This window comes from Capnocytophaga sp. G1920, assembly GCF_051417515.1.
In genome coordinates this window covers 39,050-62,579 of record NZ_JBPRKH010000009.1, presented here as the reverse complement: position 1 = coordinate 62,579, position 23,530 = coordinate 39,050, and the positions used below count along the sequence as shown (strand labels likewise).

The following is a 23,530-nucleotide window of genomic DNA, read 5'->3' as shown; positions in this document are numbered from 1 at the left end:
ATAAAAAATTAACCTTTAAACAATTTTTCTAAAGAGATGCCACGTTGAGCAGCAACAGTTTTAGCGCTGCGCAACTGCAATAAAGCATCGAAAGTAGCTTTTACCACGTTGTGAGGATTAGAAGAACCTTGTGATTTAGAAAGTACGTTATGGATACCTACTGATTCCAATACGGCACGTACTGTACCTCCTGCGATTACTCCGGTACCCTCAGTAGCTGGTTGTAAGAATACACGAGCTCCGCCGTATTTTCCTTTTTGTTCGTGGGGCAAGGTAGTACCGTTAAGAGGGATACGCACTAAGTTTTTCTTAGCGTCTTCTACTGCTTTAGCAATAGCTTCAGAAACCTCTTTAGATTTTCCTAAGCCGTGACCAACCACGCCGTTTTCGTCGCCTACTACAACGATAGCAGAGAAACCGAAAGCGCGACCACCTTTAGTTACTTTAGTAACACGTTGTACTCCTACCAAACGGTCTTTCAATTCCAAACCACTTGGTTTTACATATTCTACATTTTTATATTTCTGATACATAGTTATTAGAATTTAAGTCCGCCTTCTCTAGCACCGTCGGCTAATGATTTCACACGTCCGTGATAAAGATATCCCCCGCGATCGAAGGATACTTTTTCGATACCTTGTTTTAAAGCTTTTTCAGCAATAGCTTTACCGACCAATGCTGCTTTTTCAGTTTTAGTACCTTTGGCGGCACTAATTTCTTTATCACGTGAAGATGCAGCCAACAGAGTAGTTCCTTTAGTATCATCTATGATTTGTACATAGATTTCGTTATTACTTCTGAAAACAGCCAAACGAGGTTGTTCAGCAGTACCTTTTACTACTTTTCTGATTCTGCTTTTAATACGTTGTCTTCTTTCTATTCTTGATAATGCCATTGTTCTAACTATTAAGCTGATTTACCTGCTTTTCTTCTCAACTCTTCGCCTACAAATTTCACACCTTTACCTTTGTAAGGTTCAGGTTTGCGGAAGCTACGGATTTTAGCCGCTACTTGACCGAGTAGTTGTTTGTCGTGAGAAGTTAATTTAATGATAGGGTTTTTACCTTTCTCGTTGATTGTCTCGAGTTTAATTTCTTTTGGCAATTCGAGAATGATGTTGTGAGAGAAACCGAGGGCTAAATCTAACTTTTGTCCTTGGTTAGCTGCACGGTATCCAACCCCTACTAACTCTAATTCTTTAGTGAATCCTTCAGAAACACCTACGACCATATTATGGACTAAGGCACGGTATAAACCGTGTTTAGCATTTTGGTCTTTGGTAGCATCTGTAGTTTCAAACACTAAATGTCCATCTTCTTGCTTTACAGCAATGTCTTTAACCTCTTGGGTTAATTCGCCTAATTTCCCCTTTATGGTTACAACGTTATCTTTGATAGTAACGGTAACGCCTGCGGGAATATTGATGGGTGCTTTACCTATTCTTGACATTCTTTATTGTCTTTTTATTGATTAGTAAACGTAACAAATTACCTCTCCACCGATATTGAGTTCTCTAGCTTTTTTACCTGTCATCACGCCTTGTGATGTAGAGATGATAGCAATACCCAATCCGTTTAATACTCGAGGTAGGTTATCAGCGCCAGCGTACTTTCTTAGACCTGGACGGCTGGCTCTTTCAATATGCCTAATAACGGGTTCTTTAGTCACTTTGTCGTATTTCAAAGCTATTTTGATAGTACCTTGAACGGTAGAGTCATCAAATTTATAGCTAAGAATGAATCCTTGGTCGAAAAGGATTTTAGTAATTTCCTTTTTGAGTTTAGATGCAGGGATTTCTACAACTCTATGACCTGCGCTATTAGCATTTCTAATTCTTGTTAAATAATCTGCGATAGGATCTGTATACATAAATTTGTCCTTTTAAATTATTACCAACTTGCTTTTTTTACACCAGGAATTAATCCTTTGTTTGCCATTTCGCGGAATAACACACGTGAAATTCCAAAAGTGCGCATATACCCTTTAGGGCGTCCTGTAAGTTTGCAACGGTTATGCAGACGGACAGGAGAAGCATTTTTAGGGATTAGCTGAAGTGCTTCATAATCACCAGCTTCTTTTAGAGCTTTGCGTTTAGCAGCATATTTAGCTACTAACTTTTGACGTTTCACCTCGCGGGCTTTCATTGATTCTTTAGCCATATACTTAGTTCTTTTTAAAAGGTAATCCTAATTCGCTTAATAATGATTTAGCTTCTTTATCAGTGTAAGCTGAAGTAACGAAGGTAATATCCATACCTGCAATCTTATTGATTTTATCGATGTCGATCTCAGGGAATATGATTTGTTCGGTAACGCCTAAGTTGTAGTTACCTCTACCATCGAAGCCATTTGCTTTCACGCCTTGAAAGTCTCTTACACGAGGAAGAGCTGTAGTGATAAGACGGTCTAAGAACTCATACATTCTTTCGCCGCGAAGGGTAACTTTGGCACCGATAGCCATACCTTTACGGAGTTTGAAAGAAGCTACGTCCTTTTTAGAATAAGTGGCAACAGCTTTCTGACCAGTAATTTTGGTAAGTTCGTCTACAGCATAGTCGATTTGTTTTTTATCGGCTACGGCTGAACCAACACCGCGGCTCACAACTATTTTTTCAAGTTTAGGAACCTGCATTACGTTTTTATAGCCAAATTCTTCTTTTAGAGCCGCAATAACGCGCTCTTTGTATTCTTGTTTTAATCTAGGTACGTAAGCCATATTATATTACTACATTAGATTTTTTAGAAATTCGCACTTTTTTACCGTCACGTACTTCGAATCCTACACGAGTAGTTTTTTTCGTTTTAGGGTCGATGAGGGCGAGGTTAGAAATGTGAATAGATGCTTCTTTTTCTACGATTCCACCTTGAGGGTTTTGAGCGTTAGGTTTGGTGTGTTTTTTCACCAAGTTTAGCCCCTCAACAATCGCTCTGTTCTTCTCGCGATCTACACGTAATACTTTGCCTTCTTTACCTTTTTCTTCTCCAGCAATTATTTTTACGGTATCTCCAGTTTTAATTTTTAGTTTCATCATTTACTTTATTAAAAATTAAAGCACTTCTGGTGCTAATGAAACGATCTTCATAAATTGTTTATCACGAAGTTCTCTCGCTACAGGTCCGAACACACGGGTACCCCTCATTTCACCAGCTGCGTTCAAGAGAACGCAAGCGTTTTCATCAAATCGGATATAAGAACCATCGGCACGGCGTACTTCTTTTTTAGTTCTTACAACCACCGCGGTAGAAACTTGTCCTTTTTTTACGTTTCCGTTAGGGGTAGCTTCTTTGACGGTAACTACAATCTTATCGCCAACAGAGGCGTATCGGCGCTTAGTACCACCGAGTACACGGATAGTTAGCACTTCTTTAGCGCCAGTATTATCGGCTACTTTTAGTCTTGATTCTTGTTGTACCATAATTACTTAGCTCTTTCAATGATTTCTACTAATCTCCAACATTTGGTTTTGCTCAATGGACGTGTTTCCATTATACGAACAGTATCACCAATGTTGCAATCGTTTTTTTCGTCGTGCGCAACATATTTTTTAGTGCGCAATACGAACTTACCATACATAGGGTGTTTTACACGTTTCACTTCTGAAACTACGATAGATTTATCCATTTTGTTGCTTGTAACAACCCCTATTCTTTCTTTTCTTAAATTTCTTTTTTCCATAAGGCAGGTTCGAATTATTGTAATTCTCGTTTAGTTAGCTCACAAGCCAATCTCGCGATAGTTCTTCTTACGTTACGTAATTGAATTGGTTTTTCCAATGACGAAATTGCGTGTGCCATTTTCAAATCTGCATACGATTTCTTAAACTCACCAAGCTTTTCTTGTAGCTCAGTTATTGTCAATTTGTTAATTTCAGACTGTTTCATTGTTCTTTAATTAATTTTGATAATCTCTTGCTACAACGAATTTTGTTTTCACAGGTAGCTTTTGAGCTGCGAGGCGTAGCGCTTCTTTTGCTACGTCGAGCGGCACGCCGCCTACCTCAAACATTATTCTTCCTGGTTTTACTACGGCTGCCCAGTATTCTACGGCACCTTTACCTTTACCCATACGTACTTCCAAAGGCTTTTTGGTAATAGGTTTATCTGGGAATATTTTGATCCAAAGTTGACCTTCGCGTTTCATATAACGGGTAGCAGCTACACGAGCTGACTCGATTTGGCGAGAAGTGATGAATGCTGAATCTAACGATTTAATTCCGAAAGTACCATTAGAAAGGAGCGCACCGCGGTGAGCTACACCTTTCATTCTGCCTTTTTGTTGTTTACGATATTTCGTTCTTTTTGGCTGTAACATCTTTCTTGTTCTTTAAAAAATTACTTTTTGCGACGCGCTCTTTTGGGTGCACCAGCAGGCTTGTCAGTTGATTTACCAGAGAAATTTCCACCGGTAGCTTTTTTAGTCATACCTACGAGTGGGGAGAGTTCTCTTTTACCATAGATTTCGCCTTTCATAATCCACACTTTGATGCCCATACGGCCATAAGTAGTGTGAGCTTCGTCAATAGCGTAATCGATATCAGCTCTAAAGGTTGAAAGAGGGATACGACCTTCTTTAAAGCTTTCGGAACGTGCCATTTCGGCTCCATTCAAACGGCCAGAAATCATTACCTTGATACCTTCGGCGTTCATACGCATAGCTGAAGCGATAGCCATTTTGATAGCGCGTTTGTAAGAGACACGACCTTCGATTTGGCGGGCGATGCTTGCTGCAACGAGAGCGGCGTCGAGCTCAGGGCGTTTGATTTCAAAAATGTTGATTTGGATGTCTTTACCAGTGATTTTCTTAAGTTCTTCTTTCAGCTTGTCTACCTCCTGACCTCCTTTACCGATGATGATACCGGGGCGAGCGGTGGTGATAGTAACGGTTACAAGTTTGAAAGTACGTTCGATAATCACGTGAGCAACACTAGCTTTAGATAAACGAGCGAGAACATATTTTCTGATTTTGTCGTCTTCAGCGAGTTTATCTCCGTAATCATTGCCTCCATACCAGTTAGACTCCCATCCTCTGATAATTCCTAGGCGATTTCCGATTGGATTTGTCTTTTGTCCCATAGTTTATCTTAGCTTTCTGTGTTAAAATTTTTAGCTCCAAGCACCAAAGTTATGTGGTTAGAGCGTTTTCTAATTCTGTGTGCTCTTCCTTGTGGAGCTGGGCGTAAGCGTTTAAGGATAGCGCCACCATCCACGCGGATTTCTTTGATGAATACTCCTGCTTCTTCCAAGTTAGCGTCCTCGTTTTTAGCTTGCCAGTTAGCGATAGCTGAAAGCAACAATTTTTCTAAACGAGCGGCTGCTTCTTTTTGGTTGAATTTCAAAATAGCCAAGGCTTTGTCTACTTGCTGTCCACGTACTAAATCCGCTACTAAGCGCATTTTTCGAGGAGAAGTAGGGCAGTTATTTAACTTCGCGAAAGCCAAGCTTTTTTTAGCTTCTTTAATTTCGTCTGCTCTTAATTTTTTTCTAACTCCCATAGCCTTAATTATTTTTTACCTTTATTTTTTGCACCTGCGTGTCCACGGAAGGAACGAGTAGGTGAAAATTCTCCTAATTTATGTCCCACCATATTTTCAGTGATATATACAGGGACAAACTGACGACCGTTGTGAACTGCAATAGTTTGGCCAACGAAGTCTGGTGTAATCATAGAAGCGCGTGACCAAGTTTTGATAACGTTTTTCTTACCAGACTGTATATTTTGTTGGATTTTCTTTTCCAAGCTATAGTGAACGTAAGGTCCTTTTTTTAATGAACGTGCCATTTGTTAGTCTCTTATTTTTTTCTGCGTTCTACAATATACTTATTACTTGCTTTGGTTTTAGAACGAGTTCTATAACCTTTCGCTGGGATACCTTTACGTGAGCGTGGGTGACCACCGGTAGCACGACCTTCACCACCACCCATTGGGTGATCGACAGGGTTCATAACTACTGCACGGGTACGAGGACGGCGTCCTAACCAGCGTGAGCGACCTGCTTTACCTGAAAGTACCAATTGGTGATCGGAGTTTGATACGGCTCCTATAGTTGCGAGGCAAGTGAGGAGGATCATACGGGTTTCACCTGAAGGTAGCTTTACAGTAGCATACTTACCATCTTTTGCCATTAGTTGAGCAAAAGTTCCTGCAGAACGAGCGATGTTAGCTCCTTGTCCAGGGCGCAATTCAATACAAGAAATTACAGTACCGAGAGGGATTTGAGAGAGCGGCATTGCGTTACCGATTTCAGGGGCGATGTTTTCTTGACCTGAAACGATTACTTGATCTACTTTCAAACCAGCGGGAGCGATGATGTAACGCTTTTCACCGTCGGTGTATTGAACGAGAGCAATAAACGCTGTTCTGTTAGGGTCGTACTCGATAGAAACTACTTTGGCGTCTACGCCGAATTTGTTTCGTTTGAAGTCGATAATACGGTACTTTTTCTTATGACCACCACCAATGTAACGCATGGTCATTTTTCCTTGATTGTTTCTACCACCAGTCTTTTTCAACGGAACGAGCAAGCTCTTTTCCGGCTTATCAGTAGTAATGGTGTCGAATTCGTTTACTACTCTAAAACGCTGACCGGGGGTAATCGGTTTTAATTTTCTAACTGACATTTTTGTCTATTTGTTAAATACTTATATATTACTATAAAAATCTATAGTTCCATCTTCTACTTGCACAACTGCTTTTTTAACAGCATTAGTTTTAGCGATTTGCAAGCCTGTTTTTGTATAACGAGTAGATCGTTTAGGTCCGTAGTTAAGAGTACGCACGGATTTCACTTTAACGCCATAAGTAGCTTCAACTTCATTTTTGATTTGAATCTTGTTAGCGTCCTTAGCTACTACGAACGTATAGCAGTTTCTCAACTCGCTATTGTCGTTTGCTTTTTCTGTATTTACAGGTTTAATTAATACGCTCATTTCCTTCTTATTTTGTTAAAATTGACTCTAAAACTGCTACTGAGCTCTCAGTAAGTACTACGTTTGAAGCATTCACTAATTGATAAGTGTTTAACTCTGAAGCGGTTACTACACTTGAAGTAGGTACGTTACGAGAGGACAAATATACATTATTATTTGTATTTGGTAACACAAAAAGTGATTTTTTATTTTCTAAGCCCAAAGATTTAACAACTGCGGTGAAATCTTTAGTTTTTGGAGCGTCGAAATTTAAATCTTCAACTACAACGAGAGCTTGGTTTTGCACTTTAGCGCTGAGGGCAGAACGGCGAGCCAAGCGTTTTACGTTTTTAGTAAGTTTTTGTGTATAGTCTTTAGGACGAGGACCAAATATGCGTCCGCCACCCACAAATACAGGAGATTTTACGCTACCTGCACGAGCTGTACCAGTACCTTTTTGTTTTTTGATTTTGCGAGTACTTCCAGCCACTTCATTTCTTTCTTTAGCCTTGTGAGTACCTTGACGTTTGTTAGCTAAATAGCGTTTAACATCTAAGTATACTACGTGATTGTTAGGCTCAATACCGAACACAGCATCAGAAAGGGTTACCTTTCTACCTGTTTCTTTTCCTTGTATGTTTAATACTGCTACTTCCATTATTTGTGAATAGTTACGTAAGCATTTTTGTGACCTGGAATACAACCTTTTACAACTAAAAGATTTTTCTCAGCAACCACTTTCAATACTTTCAAGTTTTGTACTGTTACCTTTTCAGCTCCCATACGTCCAGCCATACGCATACCTTTGAATACGCGAGAAGGGTAAGACGAAGCACCTACTGAACCTGGTGCTCTGAGGCGGTTGTGCTGACCGTGAGTAGTTTGACCTACTCCGCCAAAACCGTGGCGACGTACCACCCCTTGGAAACCTTTACCTTTAGAAACGCCTGTGATATCCACAAACTCTCCTTCGGTGAAGAAATCTACGGTGATAGTATCACCTAATTTGTAATTGTCTTCAAAACCTTGGAATTCAACAACTTTTTTCTTTACAGAAGTACCTGCTTTTTTGAAGTGACCAAGCTCTGCTTTGGTAGCACGTTTTTCTGCTTTGTCATCGAAACCAAGTTGAAGAGCATCATAGCCATCAACCTCTTTGGTTCTGACTTGGGTAACTACGCAAGGACCTGCTTCGATGATGGTACAAGGGATATTTTTTCCGTTCTCATCAAAAATGCTGGTCATTCCTACTTTTTTTCCGATTAACCCAGACATAAAATTAAATATTAAATTAGTTATTAGTTTCTTTTTCAATTGACAATTAGCAATTGATAATTGACAATTATTATAATGGTTCAGGGTCAAAAAATGCCCTAGGCTTTTTAACCCTGAATCATTTTTATCCGTTTTTCCCTAACCCGCAGTTTCGGGACATTTTAGTAAAGTTATCAAACTTTGATTTCTACTTCTACACCACTTGGCAATTCCAATTTCATCAAAGCATCAATAGTTTTTGATGACGAGCTATAGATATCTAAAAGACGTTTATGAGAGCTCAATTGGAACTGTTCACGTGCTTTTTTATTTACGTGAGGTGAGCGCAACACAGTAAAGATTTTTTTGTGTGTAGGTAATGGAATAGGTCCTGTAACTACTGCACCTGTTGCTTTTACTGTTTTTACGATTTTCTCAGCAGATTTGTCTACCAAGTTGTGGTCGTAAGATTTTAACTTTATTCTTATTTTTTGTTGATTACTCATTTTTTCAATAAATTAGTTGCCTCTGGCGTTTTTAATTACTTCGTCTGCAATGTTTGAAGGAGTTTCGGCATAGTGAGAGAACTCCATTGTAGAAGTAGCACGACCTGATGAAAGAGTGCGAAGCGCTGTTACATAACCGAACATTTCTGATAGTGGAACAAATGCTTTAATTACTTTAGCACCGTTACGGTCGTCCATATTGTTTACTTGACCACGACGGCGGTTCAAGTCTCCTACGATATCACCCATATTTTCCTCTGGAGTAATAACTTCCAATTTCATAATAGGCTCCATCAATACAGCTTTTGCAGCACGAGCAGCTTCTTTGTACCCCAATTTGGCTGCCAACTCGAATGACAATGAGTCTGAATCGACAGGGTGGAATGAACCATCGATAAGAACAATCTTCATCGCGTCCATTTCGAAGCCTGCCAAAGGTCCATTTTTCATTGCTTCTTTGAAACCTTTTTCAACTGATGGGATATACTCTTTAGGAATGTTACCACCTTTGATTTCGTTTACGAACTCAAGACCTACTTTGCCTTCTTCGGCTGGTTCCATACGGAATACGATGTCGGCAAATTTACCACGTCCACCTGTTTGCTTTTTGTAAACTTCGCGGTGGTCAGCTTTAGCAGTGATAGCCTCTTTATACTCTACTTGAGGTTGTCCTTGGTTTACTTCTACTTTGAACTCACGTTTGAGACGGTCTACAATGATATCCAAGTGTAACTCACCCATACCAGAAATGATAGTTTGCCCAGAGGCTTGGTCAGTTTTTACTTGGAAGGTTGGGTCTTCTTCAGCGAGTTTAGCTAAAGCCATACCTAATTTATCAACGTCGGCTTTTGTTTTAGGCTCTACAGCGATACCGATTACTGGATCAGGGAATACCATACTTTCGAGTACGATAGGATATTTCTCATCGCAAAGGGTATCACCCGTTTTGATATCTTTAAAACCTACTGCAGCCCCTATATCACCAGCTTCAATATATTCGATAGGATTTTGTTTATTAGCATGCATCTGGTAGATACGAGAGATACGCTCTTTGTTGTTTGAACGAGTGTTCAACACATAAGAACCTGCATCGAGGTGACCAGAATAAGCGCGGAAGAATGCTAAACGACCTACGTAAGGGTCAGTAGCAATCTTGAATGCCAAGGCTGCAAAAGGAGCGTCAACGGCTGGCTTGCGGAGTGCAGGCTCACCTGTTTCAGGATTAGTACCCTCAATAGCTTCTTTATCAAGCGGTGATGGCAAATAACGACATACCGCATCAAGCATAAATTGTACCCCTTTATTTTTAAATGATGAACCGCATACCATAGGAATGATAGCCATATCCATTACTGCTGCGCGCAATGCCTTATGGATTTCGTCTTCAGTAATTGAACTTTCATCTTCCATAAATTTCTCAAGTAATCCTTCGTCATAGCCTGCTACCTCTTCAATCAATTGAGCGCGGTATTTGGCTACATCCTCTTTCATATCGGCAGGAATTTCTACTACGTCGAAAGTAGAACCTGAATTTTCTTCGTGCCATACGATGGCGCGGTTTTTAATCAAATCTACAACACCTTTGAAATCTGCTTCGTCACCAATAGGCAATACAATAGGCACTGCATTAGATTTGAGCATATCTCTCACCTGGTTGCAAACGTTTAAAAAGTTAGCCCCTTGACGGTCCATTTTATTTACAAACCCAATACGAGGTACTTTGTAATTATCAGCCAAGCGCCAATTAGTTTCCGATTGAGGTTCTACCCCATCAACGGCAGAGAAAAGGAATACTAAGCCGTCGAGTACACGCAAGGAACGGTTTACCTCAACAGTAAAATCGACGTGACCTGGGGTATCAATAATGTTGAAGTGATACTCTTTAGCATCGGCGGTAGGTTTACCATTTTCGGTAGGGAAGTTCCATTTACAGGTAGTAGCCGCTGAAGTAATAGTAATACCGCGTTCAGCCTCTTGTTCCATCCAGTCCATAGTAGAAGCACCATCGTGTACTTCACCAATTTTGTGCGTTTTACCGGTATAGAAAAGGATACGCTCAGTAGTAGTGGTTTTACCGGCATCGATATGTGCGGCAATACCTATGTTTCTTGTATATTTTAAATCTCTACTCATCGTGTTTTATTAGAATCTAAAGTGTGAGAATGCCTTGTTAGCTTCAGCCATACGGTGCGTATCCATTTTTTTCTTCACAGCAGCACCTTCTTCTTTAGAGGCAGCGATAATTTCGGCAGCCAATTTCTGAGCCATTGATTTCTCATTGCGTTTACGAGCGAAACCGATGAGCCATTTCATCGCCATAGACACTTTGCGGTCTGGGCGGATTTGCATAGGGATTTGGAAGGTAGCACCTCCCACACGACGTGATCGCACCTCAACGTGAGGCATCACATTGCTAAGAGCGTCTTTCCAAACTTCTAATGCCGACTTTTCGTCGTTATTCTTCTTTTGTTCTACGATGTCAATTGCGTCGTAGAATACTTTAAAAGCCACTGACTTTTTACCGTCCCACATAAGGTTATTCACGAAACGCGTAACCAATTGGTCGTTAAACTTAGGGTCTGGTAAAAGGGGGCGTTTTTTAGCCTGTCTTTTTCTCATTTCTTTTCAGTTAAAAGATTTTGTGTGTTAAATTACTTTTTCTTTTTGTCGGCGGGAGCTGCTTGTCCTGGTTTAGGGCGTTTCGCACCGTATTTAGAACGGCGTTGCGTTCTACCTGCTACACCAGCCGTATCGAGAGCACCACGAACAATGTGGTATCTAACACCTGGTAAATCTTTTACCCTTCCGCCTCGTACCAATACTATCGAGTGCTCTTGGAGGTTGTGACCTTCACCAGGTATGTAAGCGTTCACCTCATTGCCATTAGTCAAGCGAACACGAGCTACTTTACGCATAGCTGAGTTCGGCTTTTTAGGCGTTGTGGTGTACACACGTGTACATACACCTCGGCGTTGTGGGCACGAATCCAAAGCAACCGATTTACTCTTCTTGGTAATTCTGGTTCTTCCTTTTCGTACTAATTGTGAAATTGTTGGCATAATTTACAATACTATATATTTGTTTATTTGTTTACTTGTTGTCAGTCCATAGACATTAGTCCATAGGCATTAGAGGTTTGGACTTAATATCCAAAGCGGGTGCAAAAGTACAACTATTTTTTAAAACTGCAAAAGTCTCTGATAGATAAGAGGTGATAAATAAGAGATAAGAGATAAGAGATAGGAGATGAGAAACAAGAGGTGTAGACACTATATTATTGTTGATTACCAATATTTTAACGAGATTGAGTTTTAGAAATTAGTGTAATATAAGTAGTTATGAAAAAGTTGTGTTTTGTTACAAATATCACAAAATAATTCTAATTTTGTTCTATAACAATAGTCTTAATTTGAGAACTAAACACTATTAAGGAGCATAACAAAATAAGACTAAGGAGCATAACAAAATAAGACGGCTTTTTTACGCCGTCTTATTTTTGTTCTAAATTTATTTTTTACTCTCTTAATGCTGCGCCAAATTGTTTTTCAAAAGCATCTTGGAGGCGTTGCATCGTTTTGTCGATTTGTTTATCGGTAAGAGTTTTATTGTTGTCTTGAAGTACAAAACTGAGGGCATAGCTCTTCTTGCCTTCGGGTAGTTTGTCGCCTTGGTATACATCAAAAAGATTTACGTGTTTTAAGAGGTTTTTCTCGGTAGCATATGCCTTTTCGTAAAGATCGGCGAAGGTTACTTTCTCATCGAGCAAAAGAGCTAAGTCACGACGTACTTCGGGGTATTTAGATATTTCCTTATATACCACTTTATGGTCTTGTACTTGTTCTAAAATCACTTCCCAATGCAAATCAGCTACAAGCACCTCTTGTTTGATATCGAAATCTTTAAGCACTTTGCTTTTTACTACTCCTATCGTTCCTAAAAGGGTCTCCCCTATTTGCCAACGGAACCCTTCACTACTCAACGTGTCGTTAGCTTCTAAAGGTAAAATAGTGATTTCCTTCAAGCCGAGACGTTCGAAGAGAGATTCTACCACTCCTTTAAGCTCAAAGAAAGAGGTTTTTTGAGCGGGAGCGCCCCAATACTCAGGTTGGGTATTACCTGTGAGATACAACACCAAATGCTTGTTTTCAGTATAATTACCATCGATATAGTGATAGTTCTTGCCAAACTCGAACAACTTCAAATCGGAGCGTTTGCGATTGTTATTATAAGCAATCACTTCTAAGCCTGAAAACACTAGATTTTTACGCATATAGCCCAAATCGCTACTCAAAGGATTGAGGAGCTTTACTGCTTGCTCTGGATTTCCGGCATAAGTAGTAATCTCTTTTTCTGAAACAAGACTGTTGGTCATTATCTCAAAGAAGCCTTGCGCTACCAACTGGTCGGCTACCACATTTTGTATATTGTGGTCGTCGTATTTGTTAGAATACGCCATTGTAGCATTTAGCTTTTCAGAGAAAATGACATTGTTGTAACCATAGATACGAAGGATTTCCTCTATCACATCGGCTTCACGCTGTACATCTACGCGGTACGAAGGGACTGACAAACCTAACCCACGTTCGGTAAAGGAATTTACTTTGATATCTAAAGAGTGTAAGATAGCCTTAATCGTATCGCGTGAAATCTTCTGACCGATAAGTTTATCTATTTTCTCAAAAGTAAGAAATACCTGAAAATCTTCTTGCTTTTTAGGATAAAAATCTATCACATCGGATGATATAACCCCTCCTGCAATATTTTCAATCAGTACTGCGGCATACATTAGGGCGTATTTACAATCTTCTATATTAATACCGCGCTCAAAGCGATAAGAAGCATCGGTATTGATGCCGTGGCGTTTGGCTGTTTTGCGCACCGATACAGCATCGAAATAAGCACTTTCTAAAAATACATTGCGAGTAAAATGAGTGATACCTGAGTTTTCACCACCTAATACCCCTGCTATACAGAGAGGTTTTTCGGCATCACAAATCATAATGTCTTCAGCGTTGAGGGTGCGTTCTACTCCGTCGAGGGTTTTAAACTTCGTACCTTCGTCGGCATTCTTTACAATCACCTTGCGACCAATAATATGGTCGGCATCAAAAGCGTGAATAGGTTGTCCCATTCCGTGCAGTACGTAGTTTGTAGCATCTACTACGTTGTTCTTAGGAGTAATGCCTATGGCTTTGAGTTTGTTTTGTAACCATTCAGGCGATTCGTCTACGCGTACATTGCTAATGGTAACACCGGTATAGCGAGGTACGAGTTTTTTGTTCTGTACCTCTATATCCATTTTAAGTGAACGGTTATCGACGTGAAATTTTGTAATAGAAGGGGTGATGAGCTCTAATGAAATACCTTTTTGCATCAAGCCTGCACGTAAGTCGCGTGCTACACCGTAGTGGCTCATTGCATCGGCGCGGTTAGGAGTCAGTCCTATTTCGAATACCTCGTCGGTTTCTACCTCAAACACCTTACTGGCAGGGGTACCTACTTCCCATTTACTGTCGAGCACCATAATGCCATCGTGACCTTCGCCTAAGCCGAGTTCGTCTTCAGCACAAATCATACCGTAACTCTCTTCGCCACGAATTTTACCTTTTTTAATTTCGAAAGGCTTACCTTCTTTGTCGTAGAGTACTGTACCAATAGTAGCTACAAGTACTTTCTGCCCTTGTGCTACGTTAGGAGCTCCACAAACGATTTGCAAAGGAGCTTCGCCCCCTACGTCTACTTTGGTGATTTTAAGTTTATCGGCGTTAGGGTGTTTTTCGCATTCGAGTACGTGACCTACCACTACGCCTTTGAGTCCCCCTTTTACGCTTTCGAAGTGTTCAATCCCTTCTACTTCTAAGCCTAAATCAGTAAGGATGACCGCTGTATCTTCAGCAGGCATTTCTAACTTCAAATATTGTTTTAACCAGTTATATGATATTTTCATAGTTGTTTTTTTCCAATCTTCAATCAAGCGTTACTTTGGCAAAGTGTATACCAATATGTATACCGCAAAAAGTTATTACAGAGTGCAAAAGTAGTAATTTTAGCAATAACCACAAAAAAAGCTATTCAAAAAAAATGAATAGCTTTTAAAATCTATATTATTTAACAGTGAGTTAGTCGTTTTTCTTCTTCTTCAAGGTTTCGGTTACTTGAGCTGAAGCGGTGAAGGAGGTAATCATATTGTTGAGCATCTCACTACCTGCTTCGGGTGAGTTAGGAAGTAGGATAAGATTACTATTGGTTTGCTGACCTACGGCTTGCAAGGTATCGTAGTGTTGAGTAACTACAATAAGCGCTGAAGCTTCTTGCGAGCTGATACCTACTTTATGCAATACGTCTACACTCTCTACCAATCCGCGAGCAATTTCACGACGCTGGTCGGCGATACCTTGACCTTGCAAACGTTTGCTTTCGGCTTCTGCTTTTGCTTTTTCGACGATGAGGATGCGTTGTGCATCACCTTCGTATTGAGCAGCTACTTTTTCGCGTTCGGCGGCATTGATACGGTTCATTGCGGCTTTCACTTGGGCATCGGGGTCGATATCGGTTACTAAGGTTTTGATGATGTCGTAACCGTAAGTTTCCATTGATTCTTGTACTTCGCGTTTTACGGCGATGGCGATATCGTCTTTCTTAACGAATACATCGTCGAGTTTCATCTTAGGAACTTCGGCGCGGACTACGTCGAATACATAGCTGGTAATCTGGTCGTGTGGGTATTCGAGCTTGTAAATGGCATCGTATACTTTTTCTTTAATCACCACGAACTGTACTGATACTTTGATTTTGACGAATACATCGTCCAAAGTTTTGGTTTCGACAATCACATCGAGCTGTTGGATTTTGAGGCTGATGCGAGCGGCTACTTTATCGATGATAGGTATTTTCATTTGTAAACCCGAATGACGAATGCTTTCGAATTTACCGAAACGTTCTACTGACACGGCGGTTTGTTGGCGCACGGTGAAGAAAGTAGATAGCAAAAATACTAATACAAAAAAGAATAAAATGTAAAATAAATAGGGCATAATGTGAAATTTTATGGGTTATTAACGGCTACAAATGTACTTTCTTTTTTTGAATTGTGCAAGAAAGATGAGTACAGAATTTTGAGTTTAAAATAATTTAAAGAAAATGAGGAAATTAGAAAATTAGAAAATGAGAGAATTAGAAAATTAGAGAATGAGAGAATGAGGAAATTAGCAAATGGGGAAGCGTTGAGGGGTTCGGAAGGAAACGGAAAAGTTCGGAAGGGAGTTGAGAGGGGTTTTGATGAAAAAAGGCTGTAAGGAGGGTGGAGTTAGCTTATAGAGAGCTTATAGGAAGCTTATACGAATCTTGGACGATTGGTATAGAAAGGGTGTATAAGTTGTTGATTCATACTATAATACAACAACGCTAAAAATGTTAAAAACGGGGTTTCGAGGCGAAAGAAAGAGAAAAGGCATTAGGCCTTAGGCCATAGGCAATAGGAGATAACCTCCCCCTAGCCCCCTCAATGAGGGGGAATGTAGTGACGGAAAGGAGAAGTAATGACGGGGGACGAATGATGAGTGACGAAAGGTGGGGCGATGAAAAAGTTTATAGCAAATAGCTATAAAACAGAAAAAGCTACCCCTCAAAGGTAGCTTTTCCTATTTAAGCAATAAAAATTATGTTATGAAAGATGTTATTTTAGACTTTCGCCGGCTACTTTGCTCCAGCCTGGATTTTGATAGATTACCGAACCATCTAAATTGGCTTGATTTTGAGAAGTAAGACGGAAGGCGTCCATAGGTATAGGCTCGAAATAATGAGCGTCATTCCACTTATAACCATCGTAATAAAGATTGTTCACTTTATTGCGTTGGTAAGGACGCAAGTAGACGCTGTTGGATTGTGGGTTTACATTTCCTTTATCGGTGTCGCTTACTACTAATTTGGAAGTGCCATCTTGGTTTTTATACCAATCTTTCATAGTTCCCCAAATTTTGAATCCTTCGACAATATAAGGAGTGTTTTTAATCTGTTCCATAGAACGCCAACGTTTTAGGTCAGCCCAACGCATACCCTCGGCAATAAACTCGTTACGACGTTCGCGACGGATATTGTAAAGCGTTGTATTCACCAGAGTTCCTGCGGAGTAAGCCCCCCAGTCGCCAAGTTTTTCTTTCTCCATATCGGTAGCATTGATGGTTTTTTGGAAATCGGGATCTACGTTAGCACGTGTTCTAAGAGCGCGCCAATAGGTTTGAGAAGAGCCGTCGAGGGTACCATCGAGGAGATATTGAGCTTCCATATAGTTGAGTAAAGCTTCGGCACCACGAAAAACAATAGAGCCTGTAATACCGTGGTCGTGAGTAGTGGCATCGGCTTCTGAATAGTTCAATCCTTTTTTCACACGATAGCCTGTGGTAGCAAGGGTTTCGGCAGGATTAAGGATTTCGGGTACAGGGGCTTTTACAGGAGTCCCTTCGTGGTAATACAAGGTGTCGTTATCTAACTTAGTGAAGAGGCGCAAGCGGTCGTCGCGTTTTTCTATTGTATTGAAAAGAGTCTCATCGCCTAAATAGCCTGATCCTGATGCATAGATGGGCAAGCCGTTTTTCATTAGGTAAGAGTCTACGAGTCCTTTGGTATAGCCAGAGCCACCTCCGTTACGAGCTAATTCCATTTGGATATTATGCGTTTGTTCAGTTTTAGAATATTTACGCCAGAAGATAACCTCGTCATAAGATTCCATATTATCATCGGCAAACATCATAAAATAGCGATTCTTAATAGCCATACTGGCATCGCGAGCTACACGCACGCCAGAGTTAGGGGCAAGGTTATTTACCATCTTATCGGCGACTACTTTAGCAGCGTTTTTGGCTTCGGTAAGGAAGAACTTAATTTCATCATCGATATTGATACTGAAGTTACTCAAATAGCTTGCTTGAGCACCAGGCCAGCCAGCTCCTCCTGGCACTTGGGCAGTACCTTTGTGGTATTTAAGCCAAGTACCTTCGTAAAGTGCTACACGAGACTTGAGGAGATAAGCAGCATTGAGATTGATGCGATTTTTGCCATTAGGGGTACTTTCGCTGAGCAAGGCGATGGCTTTGTCTAAATCGGAAAGGATAAAGCGGGCTACCTCATTTTGAGGACGGCGCTTGCTTTGCTCAGTTAAGATAGCGTTCTCGTCGGGCAATACTTCAGTAATGATGGGGAAGTCGCCAAAGTTTTGGAGTCTTACGAAATAAATTTGTGCTCTGAGCGCATAGACTTCTCCTATACACTGCTTAATATTAGCGGGGCTTCCTTTAATTTCATTGGCTTCGTATTTAGGAAGTACTTTCTCAAAGAAGTAGTTGCATTTTCTGATAGACTCGAAATTCCATTCTTTACTAGTACTAGGCACACGCCATTCACCGGGTAAGAATCGAGCATTACCAGCTGGGGCAACTTGATTATCGGTTGCATCGTCCGATTTGAAGACGGAAAGCCCGTATTGTCCTGGTGGAATAGTAGAGAAACTTACATCGGGATAGAGGTTGATAGCATAAGAGAGTAAGTCGCTTTCGGTATTAAAGAAGTTATCGGGGGTTACTTTATCCAAAGGCTCTCTATCTAAGAACTTATCGCAAGAGGTGAGCAATACTCCTGCTGATAAAGCTATATATTTTAAATATCTTTTCATAGTTTACTAAAATTAAAGAGTTATATTTAAACCAATTGCCCAAGTTTTTGAGATAGGATAAGTTTTAGCACCTTCGTCGCCATAACCGATACCTAACATTTCGGGGTCGTAAAGTTTACTGAGCTTGGTAAAGGTGAGGATATTTTCACCTGAAATATAGACACGTAAGTTACTAATGCCTATTTTCTCACTTACTTCTTGGGGGATCGTATATCCGAGCTGTATGTTTTTCACCCTTAGATAAGCGGCATTTTGCAAATAGCGGGTTTGTGTATGGCGGTTTCTACCAGAACCCCAGTCGGGACGAGGATAGTAAGAGTCGAGATTTTGTCCTAATGGGTGATTAGGGTCATCGCGGAAATAGTCCAAATGTTCTTTAAAGACTACGGTTTGCCACTTACCGCCACTTGCCCCCCAGAAGTAAGAACCACTGGTGGCAAAGTCGCGTTTGCCTACCCCTTGCAAGAAGAGACGGAAGTCGAATCCTTTGTAAGAGGCATCGAGGGTTATACCATAGTTATATCGAGGGGTTTTGTTACCTATAATAGAAAGGTCGCCGGAGTCATCGACAGTGTTTTTACCGTTAGATATTTTACCGTCGCCATTAAGGTCTTCGTACATAATATCGCCCGCACTCCAGTTACTTCCTAACTGGCTTTGGTTTACCTTAGCTAAATGAGCGTCCATTTCGGCTTGTGTTTTGGCGATTCCTTTGGTGGTATATCCCCAGATATCACCATCATAACGACCCTCGTACCAATTATCTCTTTTGTCACCTAAACTCTTAGAAGGGTTAGGGTATTTAAGGATTTTCTGACGAGAGTCGGCAAGGGTAAAGGTAAGACCATAGCGAAAGTCTTCACCGATTTTGTCTTTCCAGCTGAGCATTACTTCAAAACCACGGCTTTCCATATCGGAGTTATTAGTTTTAGGGACTGCTGCACCAAGGGTTTGAGGTAGCTCGGGAGCAGGTCCTATCATACCGTAAGTGGCACGGACAAAGTAATCGAACGTGAAGTTCAAACGATTTTTAAGAGCGGTTACATCGAGACCTGCATTCCAAGAACGTACGGTTTCCCAGCCGTAAGTAGTACTGATAAGTGCAGGTATACCAGCAATATTAGGGCGAGATTCTCCTAAAATCCACTTACCTTCATTGGTTTTGTAATCTATTATAGTATAAAGAGGATACCAGTTTTTGGTATTTTGGTTACCCAATTCACCCCAAGAGCCTCTAATCTTGAAGGTACTCACATAGTCGCGATAGGGTTCCCAGAAGTTTTCTTGAGCTACGTTCCAACCGGCAGAGAAAGAAGGGAAGAAGCTCCAACGTTGATTGCGCAAGAAGCGAGAAGTACCATCATAACGACCATTTACCTCTAACAAATATTTACCTTGGTAATCGTAGTTGATACGACCAAAGAAACCTAAGGTAGCCCAATGGCTATAGCCTCCTTTGGTCACTTCTTTACCAGAAGCGGTATTTAGGGTAGGAGTTAAAGGGGTAATCACATTCTTTTTATCGCCTGATAAATCTCTACTCTTTAGAAGTTCGGACTGGAAGCCCGCCATAAGCTTAAAGTTATGACCACTTTCTAAATTGATGTGATAATTTGTGAATACGTTAGGGTTTAAGAAGTTTTCTTTCTTAGCATATTCATATATAGAAGAAGTCTCGTTATCTACAATATAAGGTTGATTTTTCACATCTTTAGCATAAGTAGTAAGATGGTCGGTGTGATTGAACTCTGTATAGATACGGTAGTTAAACTCAGCTACCACGTCCCATTTATCAGTGATTTTGTAATTGGCAGTGAGTTGAGAATACAACCAATCCTTCTCAGATTTTTGTTTACCACCCTCTCTCAGGTATGGCACTTTACTTTCACGAGTATAATTGCCATTTGGGTCTTTGAGAGGGATAATAGGCCAATAACGAATGATATCGTGGAAGAATACGGCATTGTGGGTAAGGTAGGAAGGGGCTTCGTAATTCTGGCGCACTAACCGAGAACTATAACCTATGGAGAGTTTGTCATTAATTTTAGCGTTTATTTTACCTGTAAGGGTATAGCGGTCGAAGTCTTCGGAAGCATAACGGAAAAGTCCATCGCGGTTTAAGTAGTTAGCAGAGATGTAATACTGGTTTTTATCACTACCGCCACTTACACTGAGGTTGTGTTCATAAGAATAATAAGCTTTCTTGTAGTGTTCTTCAATCCAGTTGGTATTTGCAATAGGGAGCAAGTCGTGAGCGTCCCAAGCTTCCCATTTACCAGAAGAGTTTTCGAACATTGATTTGGTAATCTTTCCTTCTTGAAAGTCTTTTATTTGTTGAAGTTTCCAATCTTGGAATTGCGTACCGCCTACATCGGCGTCGTTAAAGTAAGTAGCCCAAGAGTAAGAATCGACCATTTTAGGGCGAATGATAGGAGAATCAGCACGCAAATTAGAAGTATAGTTTACTATTACTTTACCAGATTTTCCTTTTTTAGTAGTTATGAGGATTACCCCAAACGGAGCTCTTGAACCATAGATAGAAGCAGCTGCTGCATCTTTAAGCACTGAAATATTCTCGATATCATTAGGGTTGAGGGCATTCATATCACCTTCCATACCATCGATGAGCACTAGCGGACTTGCATTAGAGCCATCGCCAATGGTACCTGCTCCACGAATGTTAAAACTTTTGGTAGCATCGAGCTGACCTCCAGCGGTAGAAGTGGAGATGTTCAGCCCCGGAACAATACCTTGCAAAGCCTCAGTGACGGTAGCTACGGGACGTGCTTCGATAGTTTTAGAGTCGACAGAACTGACAGAACCCGTAAGGTTTACTTTCTTTTGGGTACCAAACCCCACCACTACTACTTCGCTGAGTTGCTGGGTATCTTCTTTTAGCTGTACATTAACTGTATAAGAATTGCCACCCCCTACAACTTTTTTAGTTTGGGTAGTAAACCCTACAAAGCTAAACTCAAGCACATCGCCTGCTTTGGCTTGGATTTGGTAATTACCGTCAAAATCAGTAGATGTACCGTGCGTAGAGCCTTTAACCACTACGGAAACACCGGGTAAAGGCGTTTTTTTATCGTCAGTAACTTTACCTTTTACTGAGATGGTTTGTGCCATAAGAGTTGTTAAAAAGCAACCTAACACAAACATAACAAATGTTAAATACTTTTCTTTCATAAGTTTGGCTATTAAATGAAATTTACGGCGTAAAAGTAGCACTATTTATTATATCTACCAAATAATTATAGCTAATATTTTTAAATAATTTTATATACTTCGCTAAATAGAGGGGATAATCATATGAATTACAATAGATAAGGAGAAAATAAAAGAAAGTGTATTATTGTTAATTTTAACACTTTTCAAAAGAAAAAGGAAGAAAGTGTGAGCCACACAGGCGAGTGTGAGGTCGTAGCACGACGGGCGGAGAAAATTAGCAAATTAGAAAATGAAGGAATTTGGAAATGAGTAAAGGAGTAAATATTATTAGTTTATTCAACTTTGGCAAAGTTTAAAACTTTGCCAAAGTTTGAGATGAAAAAACGATGTGTTGGTACTATTAAGAGCTTTCGGAAGGAAACGGAGAAGAACGGAAGAGAGATGAGAGGGGTTTTGGTGAAAAAAGGCTGTAAGATGGGTGGGGTTAGCTTATAGAGAGCTTATAGGAAGCTTATACGAATCTTGGACGATTGGTATAGGAAGGGTATATAAATAGTTGATTCACAACATAATACAACAAGGCTAAAAATGCCAAAAACGAGGTTTCGAGGCGAAAGAAAAGAGAATCCTCACCCCGTCCCTCTCCCAAGGAGAGGGAGTGTAGGGACGAGTAACAAATAACGAATGACGAGTGTAACATCTCTCTTTACACATATTCCGCTCTAGCGGGGCACATATCCAGCTGTCGCTGGCTACCTTCAAATGGGGAATGTGATGACGGAAAAGGGAAGTAATGACGGGGGACGAATGACGAATGACGGAGGTAATAGGGGGAATGTAGCGAAGGAAAAGTGTGAACCACACAGGCAGGTGTCAGTCGCACGGGCAATGAGGAATGAACGACAAATGACGAGGGTAAGGCGGTTAAAAAGTTTTATGAGATAGGTTAAAAAGGTGGGTGCTGTCGGAGAGATTTAGGGGAGCGAAAAGATAGACGTGGTAGAATAGCTGTTTATAAAGAAGCTTTAGAGAGAAATTGTATTTAATATAAGTTCGTTGTAAAGTAGCCAGAGAATAGTTGGAGCTGATATATGACGTCTTTTGACTTTTGACTACTGAGTGAAATTAGTAGGGTTTATACCATTCTTGTCCGGTGAGGTCGTATATCTTTTGGATTTTATGAAGGAAAGCTTCGAAGTCGAGGTTAAGGTCTATGAGTTCGCCGGTGTGAATATCGAATACCCAACCGTGAACAGCAGGGTATTGGTGTTTGAGATAACTTTCTTGCACAACTGCCATTTTGGTAACATTGAAACACTGTTCTTCTACGTTCAGTTCTACCAAACGACGGTAACGCTGGTCGGCATCAGTAATGGCATCGAGTTCTGCTTGATGCAACCGGTATACATCGCGAATGGTACGCAACCAAGGGTTTAACAGACCAAAGTCTTTAGCTTGCATAGCAGCCTTTACACCTCCGCAATCGTAATGACCACATACGACAATATGCTTTACTTGCAGGTGTTCTACGGCGTATTGTATCACAGCGGTAGAGCTCATATCGAGGGTATTTACTACATTGGCAATATTGCGGTGTACAAACACCTTACCAGGACCTACACCCATTAACTCTTCGGCAGCTACACGACTGTCGGAGCAACCTATATAGAGGTAATCGGGGTTCTGGTCTTCGGCAAGTTTCTCGAAGAAATGAGGGTCGCCCTCTTTGCGGCGTTTTACCCATTGACGATTGTTTTCAAATATTTTGTTGTAAGTAGGCATAAGTTATAATGATTAGTGGCTACTGAGGTGGCAAAGGTAGATGTTTTTAGGAAAATGACAAATTTTTGCAGAGAAATCTCCGAAAAGCTGAATATCAGTGTACATACAGTAAACCGTTATAGGCAAAATATCCTAAGAGAAAACACACGCTGATAATGTGGAAGCTATTGCCTTCGCCAAAAGAATGAGAGTAATTGGTTAATTAGTAAATTAGGAAATTATTTGTATCTTTGCACCTTGAAAAC

At 40.5% G+C, this 23,530-nt stretch carries 27 protein-coding genes and 1 pseudogene; 1 reads left to right on the top strand and 27 read right to left on the bottom strand.

Annotated elements, in window-relative coordinates; translation table 11 throughout:
* Positions 1-8 precede the first annotated feature (8 nt).
* The 27 genes from rpsE to ACSQ7D_RS06625 form a co-directional block, all read right to left on the bottom strand.
* Complete coding sequence (rpsE, locus tag ACSQ7D_RS06755) at positions 9-533, bottom strand: 30S ribosomal protein S5 (protein WP_002675058.1); 525 nt, start codon at positions 531-533, stop codon at positions 9-11.
* 5 nt (positions 534-538) lie between these two features.
* Positions 539-895 carry a 50S ribosomal protein L18 gene (rplR, locus tag ACSQ7D_RS06750; protein ID WP_002679484.1) on the bottom strand — a complete coding sequence of 119 codons (357 nt, stop codon included), beginning with the start codon at positions 893-895 and terminating at the stop codon, positions 539-541.
* A gap of 11 nt (positions 896-906) precedes the next feature.
* Positions 907-1,449 carry a 50S ribosomal protein L6 gene (gene rplF, locus ACSQ7D_RS06745; protein ID WP_009751543.1) on the bottom strand — a complete coding sequence of 181 codons (543 nt, stop codon included), beginning with the start codon at positions 1,447-1,449 and terminating at the stop codon, positions 907-909.
* Between the two features lie 21 nt (positions 1,450-1,470).
* Positions 1,471-1,869, bottom strand: coding sequence for a 30S ribosomal protein S8 (gene rpsH / locus ACSQ7D_RS06740; RefSeq protein ID WP_002675052.1), 399 nt, complete (start codon positions 1,867-1,869; stop codon positions 1,471-1,473).
* Positions 1,870-1,889: 20 nt separating this feature from the next.
* Positions 1,890-2,159: a 30S ribosomal protein S14 gene (rpsN, locus tag ACSQ7D_RS06735; protein WP_002675050.1), complete on the bottom strand. Its 270-nt coding sequence runs from the start codon at positions 2,157-2,159 to the stop codon at positions 1,890-1,892.
* Between the two features lie 4 nt (positions 2,160-2,163).
* Positions 2,164-2,715 (bottom strand): 50S ribosomal protein L5, encoded by a 552-nt coding sequence (gene rplE / locus ACSQ7D_RS06730; protein WP_009411644.1) that lies wholly within the window; start codon positions 2,713-2,715, stop codon positions 2,164-2,166.
* A gap of 1 nt (position 2,716) precedes the next feature.
* On the bottom strand, positions 2,717-3,031 hold the full coding sequence (gene rplX / locus ACSQ7D_RS06725) for a 50S ribosomal protein L24 (RefSeq protein ID WP_314334603.1): 315 nt from the start codon (positions 3,029-3,031) through the stop codon (positions 2,717-2,719).
* 15 nt (positions 3,032-3,046) lie between these two features.
* Positions 3,047-3,415 (bottom strand): 50S ribosomal protein L14, encoded by a 369-nt coding sequence (gene rplN, locus ACSQ7D_RS06720; RefSeq protein ID WP_002675043.1) that lies wholly within the window; start codon positions 3,413-3,415, stop codon positions 3,047-3,049.
* 2 nt (positions 3,416-3,417) lie between these two features.
* Complete coding sequence (rpsQ, locus tag ACSQ7D_RS06715; protein ID WP_002675041.1) at positions 3,418-3,675, bottom strand: 30S ribosomal protein S17; 258 nt, start codon at positions 3,673-3,675, stop codon at positions 3,418-3,420.
* A 14-nt stretch (positions 3,676-3,689) separates the two neighbouring features.
* Positions 3,690-3,881, bottom strand: a complete 192-nt coding sequence (rpmC, locus tag ACSQ7D_RS06710; RefSeq protein ID WP_002675028.1) for a 50S ribosomal protein L29 — start codon at positions 3,879-3,881, stop codon at positions 3,690-3,692.
* Positions 3,882-3,891: 10 nt separating this feature from the next.
* On the bottom strand, positions 3,892-4,311 hold the full coding sequence (gene rplP / locus ACSQ7D_RS06705; RefSeq protein ID WP_002679503.1) for a 50S ribosomal protein L16: 420 nt from the start codon (positions 4,309-4,311) through the stop codon (positions 3,892-3,894).
* A 20-nt stretch (positions 4,312-4,331) separates the two neighbouring features.
* A complete protein-coding gene (gene rpsC / locus ACSQ7D_RS06700) occupies positions 4,332-5,072 on the bottom strand; it encodes a 30S ribosomal protein S3 (RefSeq protein ID WP_002679516.1) in 741 nt (246 codons plus the stop codon).
* A gap of 8 nt (positions 5,073-5,080) precedes the next feature.
* Positions 5,081-5,491 (bottom strand): 50S ribosomal protein L22, encoded by a 411-nt coding sequence (rplV, locus tag ACSQ7D_RS06695; RefSeq protein WP_002675020.1) that lies wholly within the window; start codon positions 5,489-5,491, stop codon positions 5,081-5,083.
* A gap of 8 nt (positions 5,492-5,499) precedes the next feature.
* On the bottom strand, positions 5,500-5,778 hold the full coding sequence (rpsS, locus tag ACSQ7D_RS06690; protein WP_002675018.1) for a 30S ribosomal protein S19: 279 nt from the start codon (positions 5,776-5,778) through the stop codon (positions 5,500-5,502).
* A gap of 11 nt (positions 5,779-5,789) precedes the next feature.
* Complete coding sequence (gene rplB / locus ACSQ7D_RS06685) at positions 5,790-6,617, bottom strand: 50S ribosomal protein L2 (RefSeq protein ID WP_002675016.1); 828 nt, start codon at positions 6,615-6,617, stop codon at positions 5,790-5,792.
* 21 nt (positions 6,618-6,638) lie between these two features.
* Positions 6,639-6,926 (bottom strand): 50S ribosomal protein L23, encoded by a 288-nt coding sequence (rplW, locus tag ACSQ7D_RS06680; protein ID WP_002675014.1) that lies wholly within the window; start codon positions 6,924-6,926, stop codon positions 6,639-6,641.
* 7 nt (positions 6,927-6,933) lie between these two features.
* Positions 6,934-7,563, bottom strand: coding sequence for a 50S ribosomal protein L4 (gene rplD, locus ACSQ7D_RS06675; RefSeq protein ID WP_015782338.1), 630 nt, complete (start codon positions 7,561-7,563; stop codon positions 6,934-6,936).
* The gene (rplC, locus tag ACSQ7D_RS06670; RefSeq protein WP_002675012.1) at positions 7,563-8,180 is read right to left on the bottom strand and encodes a 50S ribosomal protein L3; all 618 of its coding nucleotides are present in this window, start codon (positions 8,178-8,180) and stop codon (positions 7,563-7,565) included. The genes rplD and rplC overlap by 1 nt, the downstream gene beginning before the upstream one ends.
* Before the next feature lie 173 nt (positions 8,181-8,353).
* Positions 8,354-8,665: a 30S ribosomal protein S10 gene (gene rpsJ, locus ACSQ7D_RS06665; RefSeq protein ID WP_009417400.1), complete on the bottom strand. Its 312-nt coding sequence runs from the start codon at positions 8,663-8,665 to the stop codon at positions 8,354-8,356.
* Between the two features lie 12 nt (positions 8,666-8,677).
* Positions 8,678-10,798, bottom strand: a complete 2,121-nt coding sequence (fusA, locus tag ACSQ7D_RS06660) for an elongation factor G (protein WP_009419802.1) — start codon at positions 10,796-10,798, stop codon at positions 8,678-8,680.
* 9 nt (positions 10,799-10,807) lie between these two features.
* Positions 10,808-11,284: a 30S ribosomal protein S7 gene (rpsG, locus tag ACSQ7D_RS06655; protein WP_106095968.1), complete on the bottom strand. Its 477-nt coding sequence runs from the start codon at positions 11,282-11,284 to the stop codon at positions 10,808-10,810.
* A 32-nt stretch (positions 11,285-11,316) separates the two neighbouring features.
* The gene (gene rpsL / locus ACSQ7D_RS06650) at positions 11,317-11,724 is read right to left on the bottom strand and encodes a 30S ribosomal protein S12 (protein ID WP_002675007.1); all 408 of its coding nucleotides are present in this window, start codon (positions 11,722-11,724) and stop codon (positions 11,317-11,319) included.
* Between the two features lie 455 nt (positions 11,725-12,179).
* Positions 12,180-14,612 carry a phenylalanine--tRNA ligase subunit beta gene (pheT, locus tag ACSQ7D_RS06645; protein ID WP_437135722.1) on the bottom strand — a complete coding sequence of 811 codons (2,433 nt, stop codon included), beginning with the start codon at positions 14,610-14,612 and terminating at the stop codon, positions 12,180-12,182.
* 172 nt (positions 14,613-14,784) lie between these two features.
* Positions 14,785-15,699, bottom strand: coding sequence for an SPFH domain-containing protein (locus tag ACSQ7D_RS06640; RefSeq protein WP_015782334.1), 915 nt, complete (start codon positions 15,697-15,699; stop codon positions 14,785-14,787).
* A gap of 641 nt (positions 15,700-16,340) precedes the next feature.
* Positions 16,341-18,332 (bottom strand): RagB/SusD family nutrient uptake outer membrane protein, encoded by a 1,992-nt coding sequence (locus ACSQ7D_RS06635; RefSeq protein WP_437135721.1) that lies wholly within the window; start codon positions 18,330-18,332, stop codon positions 16,341-16,343.
* A gap of 12 nt (positions 18,333-18,344) precedes the next feature.
* Positions 18,345-21,461 (bottom strand): SusC/RagA family TonB-linked outer membrane protein, encoded by a 3,117-nt coding sequence (locus ACSQ7D_RS06630; protein WP_437135720.1) that lies wholly within the window; start codon positions 21,459-21,461, stop codon positions 18,345-18,347.
* 1,167 nt (positions 21,462-22,628) lie between these two features.
* Positions 22,629-23,285 (bottom strand): carbonic anhydrase, encoded by a 657-nt coding sequence (locus tag ACSQ7D_RS06625; protein WP_437135719.1) that lies wholly within the window; start codon positions 23,283-23,285, stop codon positions 22,629-22,631.
* A gap of 63 nt (positions 23,286-23,348) precedes the next feature.
* Between ACSQ7D_RS06625 and ACSQ7D_RS06620 the strand changes: the two are divergent.
* Positions 23,349-23,487, top strand: a pseudogene (locus tag ACSQ7D_RS06620) (LuxR C-terminal-related transcriptional regulator); the annotation flags it as partial.
* Positions 23,488-23,530 lie beyond the last annotated feature (43 nt).